General features: G+C 64.7%; 7 protein-coding genes and 3 tRNA genes. 6 read left to right on the top strand and 4 right to left on the bottom strand.

Features of this window, described 5'->3' with window-relative positions:
* The 3 genes from ACT6Q8_RS24920 to ACT6Q8_RS24910 form a co-directional block, all read right to left on the bottom strand.
* Positions 1-253, bottom strand: a 253-nt coding sequence (locus ACT6Q8_RS24920; protein ID WP_444739455.1) for a GTP-binding protein, incomplete at its 3' end; no start/stop codon positions are given.
* 64 nt (positions 254-317) lie between these two features.
* Positions 318-391 (bottom strand) — tRNA-Gly (locus tag ACT6Q8_RS24915).
* Positions 392-470: 79 nt separating this feature from the next.
* Positions 471-555 (bottom strand) — tRNA-Tyr (locus ACT6Q8_RS24910).
* 139 nt (positions 556-694) lie between these two features.
* Here ACT6Q8_RS24910 and rlmB point away from each other — a divergent pair.
* The 5 genes from rlmB (at position 695) to ACT6Q8_RS24885 (ending at position 6,740) form a co-directional block, all read left to right on the top strand.
* Positions 695-1,888, top strand: a complete 1,194-nt coding sequence (rlmB, locus tag ACT6Q8_RS24905) for a 23S rRNA (guanosine(2251)-2'-O)-methyltransferase RlmB (protein WP_444735225.1) — start codon at positions 695-697, stop codon at positions 1,886-1,888.
* 52 nt (positions 1,889-1,940) lie between these two features.
* Positions 1,941-2,015 (top strand) — tRNA-Thr (locus ACT6Q8_RS24900).
* Between the two features lie 495 nt (positions 2,016-2,510).
* The gene (locus ACT6Q8_RS24895) at positions 2,511-2,714 is read left to right on the top strand and encodes a hypothetical protein (RefSeq protein ID WP_054169431.1); all 204 of its coding nucleotides are present in this window, start codon (positions 2,511-2,513) and stop codon (positions 2,712-2,714) included.
* Between the two features lie 199 nt (positions 2,715-2,913).
* Positions 2,914-4,602, top strand: coding sequence for a hypothetical protein (locus tag ACT6Q8_RS24890; RefSeq protein WP_444735224.1), 1,689 nt, complete (start codon positions 2,914-2,916; stop codon positions 4,600-4,602).
* A gap of 107 nt (positions 4,603-4,709) precedes the next feature.
* Positions 4,710-6,740, top strand: a complete 2,031-nt coding sequence (locus tag ACT6Q8_RS24885; protein WP_444735223.1) for an aminopeptidase P family protein — start codon at positions 4,710-4,712, stop codon at positions 6,738-6,740.
* 80 nt (positions 6,741-6,820) lie between these two features.
* Here ACT6Q8_RS24885 and ACT6Q8_RS24880 read toward each other — a convergent pair whose 3' ends face one another.
* On the bottom strand, positions 6,821-7,501 hold the full coding sequence (locus ACT6Q8_RS24880; protein WP_054169434.1) for a TetR/AcrR family transcriptional regulator: 681 nt from the start codon (positions 7,499-7,501) through the stop codon (positions 6,821-6,823).
* Positions 7,502-7,755: 254 nt separating this feature from the next.
* Between ACT6Q8_RS24880 and ACT6Q8_RS24875 the strand changes: the two genes are divergently transcribed.
* Positions 7,756-9,861 (top strand): 3-hydroxyacyl-CoA dehydrogenase NAD-binding domain-containing protein, encoded by a 2,106-nt coding sequence (locus ACT6Q8_RS24875; protein WP_444735222.1) that lies wholly within the window; start codon positions 7,756-7,758, stop codon positions 9,859-9,861.
* Positions 9,862-9,876: the final 15 nt, after the last annotated feature.

The raw sequence follows: 9,876 nt of genomic DNA, 5'->3' as shown, positions 1-9,876 counted from the left end.
GGCCGGGGCAGTCCACGTGGGCATAGTGACGGTTGTCCGTCTCGTACTCGACGTGAGCGGTCGAGATCGTGATGCCGCGGGCCTTCTCTTCCGGCGCCTTGTCGATCTGGTCGTACGCCGTGAACGTGGCGCCGCCCTTTTCGGCCAGCACCTTCGTGATGGCGGCCGTCAGAGACGTCTTGCCATGGTCAACGTGACCGATGGTGCCGATGTTGCAGTGCGGCTTCGTCCGCTCAAACTTTGCCTTAGCCATGGTATCCTGTGCCCTTGCCTGCTGCGATCTCTAGAAGACGCCGGGTCGTGGAAAACGGATTGTCTGGAGCGGGTGAAGGGAATCGAACCCTCGTCGTAAGCTTGGAAGGCTTCTGCTCTACCATTGAGCTACACCCGCACGGGTCGTTCGCCCACTCAACCGACTAACGTCACCACAAGCAGAACGGCGCGCCCCATATTCTGGGGCGCGCCTGAACTGGTGGAAGGGGCTGGATTCGAACCAGCGTACGCTATGCGGGCAGATTTACAGTCTGCTGCCTTTAACCACTCGGCCACCCTTCCGCGGTGCCGTTCTCGGCCAGCGGCCTGAACGGAGTGCGGGTTATAAGGATTAAATCGTCCCTGTCAACGCCAATCTGACATGCGTCTTCATTCTTTCTATCCGCTGGCGGAAATCCTGGGTTTGAACGAAAGTGCGTAAATGAGAAACCGACCCCCCTCCCCTAAATCCGGTCGCCCCGGTGGCAAAGGCGGCGCCAGCGGTAGCGGCGCCGGACGCCCCGGCGGCCGTTCCCCCTCGCGCGATACCCGTCGTGATGATGACAATCCCCGCGCGGCGCGCGGTCCCAAGGCCGGGGGCAAGCCCGGCTTTGCCAAGCCCGCCCGCGATGGTGACGCGCGCCCGCCGCGCGGCCCCCGTCGTGAGGATGATACGCGCGGCGCGCGTACAGGCGGCGACAGCCGTCCGCCCCGTGGCCCGCGTCCCGAGCGGCGCGATGACCGCCGGGACGATCGGCGTGACGATCGCCGCGATGACCGCCGGCCCGCCGCCGGCCAGGACCGGGGGGGCGCCGAACGTCGCCGCCCGATGAGTGCCGCTGAGGAGCTGGGTTTCGAACCCACCCCCCTGCGCGCCACCACCGGTCCGGCGCTGAACAAGCATAACCTGCTGTATGGCGTGCATGCCGCCTCTGCGGCCTGGATGAACCCGCGCCGCAAGATCCGCGATCTGTTTGTCACCGAATCAGGTCTGGAGGCGCTGGAAGAGGCGTTCCAGAAGGCGTCCGACGCCGAGCTGGACCGGCCCGAGCCGCGCCTGGTCGAAAAGGAAGAGATCGACAAGCTGCTGCCGCCCGGCGCCGTGCATCAAGGCGTGGCCCTTTCCTGCGCACCGCTGGCCGAGGTGGAAATCGAGGATGTCGTCGATGCCGCCGCCGACGATCCGCTGGCCCTGGTGGTCGTGCTGGATCAGGTGACGGACCCGCACAATGTCGGTGCCGTCCTACGTTCCGCCGCTGCCTTTGGCGCCAAGGCCGTGATCGTGCAGGACCGCCACGCCCCGCCCGTCACCGGCACCCTGGCCAAGACGGCATCGGGCGCGGTGGAGGCGGTGCCGCTGGTGCGCGTCACCAATCTGGCCCGCGCCATCGATCAGTTGAAGGCCGCCAGCTTCTGGACCGTCGCCTTGGCCGAATCGGGTGCCCGTCACCTGCATGAGGTCGATCTGTCGGGCCGCACGGCGCTGATTCTCGGCTCCGAAGGCGACGGCATCCGCCGTCTGACGGGGGAACGCGCCGATGAAATCGTGCGTCTACCCACCGGCGGCCCCGTCGGCAGCCTGAATGTTTCCACGGCAGCCGCCGTGGCTCTTTACGAGGTCGCGCGGCGACGCTAATGTCCCCGCCCGTTCGCCGGAGGGGTCCTCCCTCCGGCAACGCGCCTGGATCGCCGGCTTAGCTCAGTGGTAGAGCAACCGCCTTGTAAGCGGTAGGTCGTCAGTTCAATCCTGACAGCCGGCACCAGTGCCCCGTCTGACCAAAGGGTCACAGGCGGCTTTCAAGCTGCGAACGCCGCAGTATCTTCTCCGAAATTCGCTACGGAACCCACGGGGCCCCTTTCGCCTGTCCCCATCCGTTTTCTGCCGCCGCTGATCCAGACGGATCGCGCATGTGCATCCGCCTGAACGGATTTGGTTCGTTGAGTAAATAGATTTAATATTCTCTCTATACGTTAGAGCTACACCAATTTAAACATTGTGAAGTCATATGACTCACAGTTATTCTCGTAACTGGATATGCCGACTGCCGCCTTTATCCTTGTTGAAAGGAACGGCCCAGGAACAGAGCTGCAGTTACCTTTCGGGTCGCTGACAGGTCAGCCACCGGTTTTCGCACACAATCATAGAATCTTTTGCCCTGGGCATATCGGCGGGCAAGGCGACGTGCGCCCTGCTCCCAGGCACCGCGGAAGACGGTATTCGGATATCCTAAATAACAATGACTTGATGGAGCATAGAAATGCCTGCTGTTGCCTATGCAACCGGTAATGGATCGTCCACGGCCTTTACCATGCCATGGACGGTTTCCAATCCTCTGCTGTTCCTGTCTTTCCAGGACGGCGCCTGTGTCCCACCCACGGCCTATACGATCAGCGGCACGACGATCACCTATACCAGCGCACCGCCGAACAACGCGCAGATTTGCTGGCGAAACCTATCGTGACTTAGCGCCCCGCAAGGGAGCGCCCCCTTCCGGGTCCTGGCGCCCGGACAATCAGCGCGACCTGCACCCTCGACGCATATCCCGCCGGTGCTGCGCCGGTCGATAAAGGCTGACTGCCGCCCGAACGCGGCATTGCATCCTTGCGTCATCGCCATTCGACAGGAACGGCGCGTTCCAGACCCATATCGGAGCGAAATCCATGCCTTTGACCGTTATGTATCCGCGCACCATCGCTGGTGCGCCGCTGACCGTGCTCGACCAGACACCCGGGGGCACCGCATCGAACTATGGCCCCATCCTGTCGGGAATGCCCGGGCCGTTCCAGGTGGGGGCGGGCTCCTACCCCATCACCTCGAACGTCACGATCACGCAGCCGCTGCAATTCTGCATCGGGGCGCGGCTTGTCATCGCCTCCGGTGTCACGCTGACAATCAACGCGCATATCGATGCCGACTGGTACCAGCAGATCTTCGATACCAGTGCGTCCAATGCCAGCGTCGTCGGCACCTTCGGCAACAGCAGCATCTCGCCAGGCTGGTGGGGTGCGGTGCCGAACGGTCACCCCAATGGTTCCGGAACGAATAATCTGAAGGCTTTCCAGGAATGCCTGCGGGCCCGCCACCGTTCCGACAGCGTGGCGGCGCGCGTGTTCGTGCCCGCCGGTCGCTGGTTGATCGAGGGGCCGGCGGCGGCGGCAGTGCCGGGGCTGGCCGCAGCCGGGCTGCTGCAACTCTATCCCGGTGACTGCATGACGGGTGAAGGCTGGGACAGTTGCGCCATCATTGTCGGCAATACCAGCAGCGGCAACGTCATCTCCGTCGGCGCCCCCAACACGCAGGGTCCGCCATCGGAAGTGGGCGGCTTCATGCTGGTCGCGGAGGTCGGAGGCGCCTTCAGCTGCAACGGGCTGATGGTCTATGCCAATGGCGCCCAGGTACGGGATGTCTGGATCAGCGGCTTCTCCACGGGCCTGCGCCTGGACAGCACGGACCAGTTCGCGCGCAACTTCGTGGTCGAACATTGCTCTGAAGGCCTGCGTGTACAGCGCGGCGGCACGACTGTCAGCGATGGCGAGGTTTTCCTCTGCGGCAACGCCATTATTATCGAGCATCAGGATAATCAGGGCATCACGGTGATGGACAATGTCCGCGTCGTGGGCCGTGATCAGGCGCAGTCGGGCGGCCTGGGTATCGTGGTGACGGGAACCACGACCAAGGCCCAGATCATCAACTGCGCCGTGGAAGGCCAGTTCCTTACATTGGGCTATTGGCTGGTCAACACGCCATGGACGCAGCTCACGAATTGCAGTGCCAAGATGTATGGCAATGCCGACGGTCTGCGCATCGAAGCGGCCTCCGGCGTGCTGGTGGAGAATTTCCAGGCCGAGGTCTATGACGGCACGCCCAGCAGCAACAAAGGTATTGCCGTCATCAACAATAGCGGCACCGTGTCGATCACGGGTGGGCGGGTCCGGAACTTCTGGTACGGCGCCTATAATGAAACGGCGGGCGACACTGTCTGCTATACCGGCCTGATCGCCAACGGCAACCGGTTCCGCGGCATGCATACGGAACGCTGCACCACGCTGAACGTGGTTGGCGGCTCCTATTCCTATAATAGCGGAGCGGGTTCCAATGATTGCGGCATTTTCGGCCTGATCTCGGCAGCGGCGGATGTCCATCTCTATACGGGGGTGCTGGCCGTCAATGGTGGTGCCGCAACTCAGGATTACGGCATCCGCTATCAGATCAACGTGGTTGGTGCCCGCGTCCGCATATCCGGCGCAACCGCTGCGATGAACAACACCACCGCACAGGTGACCGCCGCCGGGGGTACCTATACAGCGGCGCCTCAGTTCGTGGTTGGCGCCGAAGTGGTGACAGCCTGAGAGGACGTGCCCCCGGCGGCAATATCGCCGGGGGCACCCCGCCCCTTGCGCACCCGCGCCCGCCGCACTAGCGTGGCGGCACCAATAAAGCTCGCGGGAGCCATAAAGTGTCTGTCAGCCTCCATACCGTTCCCTACCAGGGTGATGCTGTCCTGGCCGATCTGTTGCGTGCCGACGGGATTGACCGGTCGGTCGGGTCCATCCGGGACCTGATCGCCGGGGTCAATGCCGCCCCTGATGGCGAATTGCCCCATGCCTGGCTGGATCTTGTCTCGGCCCGCCGGTCGGACGCGACGTCGGAGCAGTTGACGGCCCTGCGTGCAACCATCGACCGGCCCGCCGACCCGGCCAAGGGCGACCATGCCGCCCGTCTGGCCGCCCTTCGCGCCGAGTTGAAGCGCCGGGGCCTGGACGGGTTCGTGGTGCCGCGCGCCGACGAGTATCAGGGCGAATATGTGCCGCTGCGCGGCAGCCGTCTGGCCTGGATCAGCGGCTTCACCGGGTCGGCGGGTGCCGTCGTGGTGCTGCTGGACAAGGCCGCCATTTTCATTGATGGCCGCTACACGATCCAGGCGCGCCAGGAAGTGTCGCCGGGTCTGTTCTCTTATCACCACCTGATCGAGGAATTCCACGGCGACTGGGCGGCGGCGAACCTGCCGGCGGGGGCCAAACTGGGCTTTGATCCCTGGATGCATACGGGCGCCTGGGCCGACAAGATGCGTGCCAGCCTGTCGCCTGCCGGTGTGGAACTGGTGGCGACCGATGGCAGCCCGGTTGACGCCGTCTGGGCGGATCAGCCGCCGGCCCCGCTGGGTGTGGTCAATGTTCAGCCCTTGTCCGCCGCCGGCCGGTCCGCCGCTGACAAGCGCGCCGACATTGCGCAGGCGCTGGCCAAGCTGAAGGCCGATGCCGCCGTGCTGACCCAGCCGGACAGCATCGCCTGGCTGTTGAATGTGCGCGGGGCCGATGTGCCCTGCACGCCGCTGCCGCTGTCCTTTGCCACCATCCGCGCCGACGGCAATGTCGACTGGTTCGTGGATCGCCGCAAGCTGGCACCGGGCCTGGAGGAACATCTGGGCAATCAGGTTTCTATCCGCGCGCCGGACGAGCTGGCCGGCGCGCTGGACGCCCTGGGGGCGGAGGGTGCCAAGGTCCGTCTGGATGGTGGCACCGCCGCCCTGTGGGTAGTGGACCGTCTGGCCAAGGCGGGGGCGCAGCTGGACCAGGGTGGCGATCCCTGCGTCCTGCCCAAGGCCGTGAAGAACCAGACCGAGATTGAGGGCGCCAGGGCCGCCCATCGCCGCGATGGCGCCGCCCTGGTCCGCTTCCTGCGCTGGTTCGATCAAGAGGCACCCAAGGGTGAGCTGGACGAACTGACCGTGGTGGACAGGCTGCACAAGGCCCGCCAGGGTGCCGACGATTTCCGGGGTCCCAGCTTTGAGACGATCAGCGGGGCCGGCCCCAATGGCGCCATCGTGCATTACCGCGCGACGCCGGCCACCAACCGCCGGATCGAAAATAACAGTGTCTTCCTGCTGGATAGCGGCGGGCAGTATCTGGATGGCACCACCGACATTACCCGCACCCTGGCCGTTGGCGATGTCGGGGCACAGGCACGACGGCATTTCACCCTGGTGCTGAAGGGCCATATCGCGCTCAACCGCGCCCGTTTCCCCGCCGGCACCGCCGGCAGCCAGCTGGACAGTCTGGCCCGCCAGTTCCTGTGGCAGCACGGGCTGGATTACGACCATGGCACGGGCCATGGCATCGGTTCCTACCTGTCGGTGCATGAAGGGCCGCAGCGCATCGGCAAGCAGCTGAACAGCGTCACCATCCTGCCCGGCATGATCTTCTCAAACGAGCCGGGCTATTACCTGACCGGGTCCTATGGCCTGCGCATGGAGAATTTGGAACTGGTGGTGCCGGTGGCGATCCAGGGTGCGGAGCGGCCCATGCTGGGCTTTGAGACGCTGACCGTCTGCCCCATCGACCGCCGCATGGTGGACCGCGACCTGCTGACCGCGGATGAGCGGGATTGGTTCAACGCCTATCATGCGCGGGTGAAGGCGGAATTGTCGCCGCTGGTGTCGGGTGATGACCTTGCTTGGCTGGAACAGGCGACGGCGCCGTTGTTGTGACCTGACTTGTCGCATGCGCTTGCGCTTATGCGACCTACAAGTGGTCGTAGGTCGCATAAGCGGAGCGCATGCGAAAAACCTTACCCTTTTGCCGTATACGGCGCTTCCAGGCCTGCCGTCACATAATCAATGACGCGGGCGGCCACGGCATCTAGATCATCCAGCTGGCACAGGCCGCCCGACAGTGTCTCCAGACGCTTCATGTCGGTATAGAGCGAGTGCTGCACGCCCATGGCGAAATGCAGCCGCCAATAGACCTCATGCTGCGGCAGGTGCGGCAGGGCGCGGGCCAGCGACAAGGCGAAGCGCTGCAAATGCCCCACCTCCTTGTCCAGCATCTCCCGCGCCTCTGCCGGGCCATCGCCGCGCGCAAAGGCCACGAACTGGTTATAAAGCGCCAACCGGGTGGAGGTGAAGGAATAGCGGATGGCGGGCAGGACCAGGGCCGCCACAATCTCCCGCACGGGCGGGGTGCCGCCCCCTGCCCTTTCCTCCGCCTCACGCAGAAGCCGGGCGCGGGCGCGGTTCAGCTCAATGGCGCCGCGCCGGAACAGGGCGATCAGCAGCGCATCCTTGGACCCGAAATGGTAATTCACGGCGGCCAGATTGACGCCCGCCGCCTGCGTCAGCTCCCGCAGCGATACCGCCGAGTAGGTCTTCTCCGCAAACAGCTTTTCCGCCGCGTCCAGGATCACCTCCTTGGTGTCCTGACGCCCGCCGGTCGATTCCATGTCGGCGGCGATATCGGCCCCTGCCTTCATCCTGCTTCGTCCCCAGTTTGCCCTGAACCACCCCTTGCCGGGGCATCTTGAGTCCGTATCAAACGGCTGTTCATACTTTACCGGGCGGATGCGGCCGCGCCAACCGTCCTGTAACCCCATCATTCCGCATGGCTGACGTAACGGAAGGTCCATGCCCCCGCATGCATTGACTTAAACGGGCGTTTGAATTTAGCATGGTACCAAAGGAACAACGCGGTATCATGGTTGGATGCCGTCAGCAGGGGGAAGGCCAGATGACCCAGTCGCCCGTCCGTTATGACCGCCAGGGTGCGGTCGGCATCGTCACCGTGGACAGCCCGCCCGTAAACGCCCTGTCGCAGGCCGTGCGTCAGGGTCTGTGGGACCGGGTGACGGAAGGGTTCAACGATCCCGCCGTGACGGCACTGGTCATCGTTGGTGCGGGCCGCACCTTCATCGCCGGGGCCGACATTGCCGAGTTTATCAAGGGCGGCATGGGTGAGCCGGACCTGAACGACGTCAACGCCTTGATCGAATCGGGGCCGAAGCCCGTGATCGCCGCCGTCCACGGCACGGCCCTGGGCGGCGGGCTGGAAGTGGCCTTGTCCTGCCACTACCGCGTCGCCGTGCCCAAGGCGCTGGTTGGATTGCCGGAGGTGAAGCTGGGTATCCTGCCCGGCGGCGGCGGCACACAGCGGCTGTCGCGGCTGGTCGGAGCAAAGACCGCGATCGAGATGATCACCAGCGGCGCCTTCATTCCGGCCGCCAAGGCCCAGGCGCTGGGTATCGTCGATCATGTCGGCGAAGGGGCGGACCCGCTTTCCGTCGCCCTGTCCTTCGCCGCATCCCTGCCCGCCGGCCCGCACAAGCGGACCCGCGACCGCGAGGAAGGGCTGGCCGCCGACCGGGGCAGCAGCGTGTTTGATGAGGCGCGGGCAAGCCTTGCCAAATCCGCCCGTAACCAGTTCGCACCCCAGCGCTGCATCGATGCCGTGGAAGCCGCCTTCACCCTGCCGTTTGATGAGGGGCTGAAGCGCGAGCGCGACCTGTTCATGCAATGCATGGCGCATGATCAGGCCAAGGCCCTGATCCATGTGTTCTTTGCCGAACGCGCCGTCACTAAGATCCCCGACGTGCCGCCCAGCGTGACCCCGCGCAAGATCGGCCAAGTCGCGGTCCTGGGCAGCGGCACCATGGGCGGCGGCATCGCCATGAATTTTGTGAATGCCGGTATTCCCGTGCGCCTGCTGGACCTGGACCAGGCCGCCCTGGACCGTGGCATGGGCGTGATTGCTAAGAACTATGCCGGTACCGTGGCCAAGGGTAAGCTGTCCCAGGCCGAGATGGACAAGCGCCTGTCCCTGATCCAGCCCACCACCGACTATGCCGATCTGGCCGATGCCGACCTGATCGTGGAGGCGGTGTTTGAGGATGCGGATGTGAAGGCCAAGGTCTTCCGCCGCCTGGATGAAGTGGCAAAGCCAGGCGCCATCCTGGCGTCGAACACCTCCACCCTGGACCTGGACGCCATTGCCAACAATACCAGCCGACCCGCCGATGTCATCGGCATGCATTTCTTCAGCCCGGCCAATGTGATGAAGCTGCTGGAGGTAGTGCGCGGCACACATACGGCGCCTGATGTCATCGCCACCGCCATGGCCGTGGGCAAGCAGATCGGCAAGGTCAGCGTACTGGTCGGCAATTGCGACGGCTTTGTCGGCAACCGCATGGTGCAATATTACGCAACCGAGGCGCAGCGTCTGGTGATCGAAGGCGCGTCCATCGAACAGGTGGATCAGGCGGCCCTGGAATTCGGTCTGGCCATGGGCCCGTTCGCGATGGGCGATCTGGCCGGGCTGGACGTGATGGCCTTCATCCGCGCCCGCCGTGTGGCCGCCGGCCTGATCTATGGCACGCCGCTGTCCGACCGCATCGACCCGGCCCGCAAGGGGCAGAAGAACGGGCGTGGCTGGTACCGGTATGAACCGGGCAACCGCACGCCCCTGCCCGACCCGGAGGTGGCGGCCATGATCGACGCCTACCGCGCCGAACGCGGCATCACGCCCCGGACGTTTACCAGCGAGGAGATCGCAAAGCGCCTGATCTATACGCTGGTGAATGAAGGGGCCAAGATCCTGGAAGAGGGGATGGCGCTGCGGGCCGGTGATATCGACATCGTCTATATCTATGGCTACGGCTTCCCCGCCTGGCGCGGTGGGCCGATGAAGTTCGCGGAACTGTCGGGACTGGACAAGGTCCTGGCTGACATCACCCGCTATCACGATGATGCCGTCGCTGCGGGCGATGCCGATGGCGGCTATTGGGAGCCGGCGCCGCTGCTGAAGCGACTGGTGGCGGAGGGGAAGAAGGGGTTCGGGTGACCATACACCCTACCC

The sequence above is a fragment of the Niveispirillum sp. genome, from assembly GCF_052437035.1.
Taxonomy (GTDB): domain Bacteria; phylum Pseudomonadota; class Alphaproteobacteria; order Azospirillales; family Azospirillaceae; genus Niveispirillum.
Note: the sequence above shows the minus strand (reverse complement) of the source record. Positions and strands in the feature narration are given on the sequence as shown.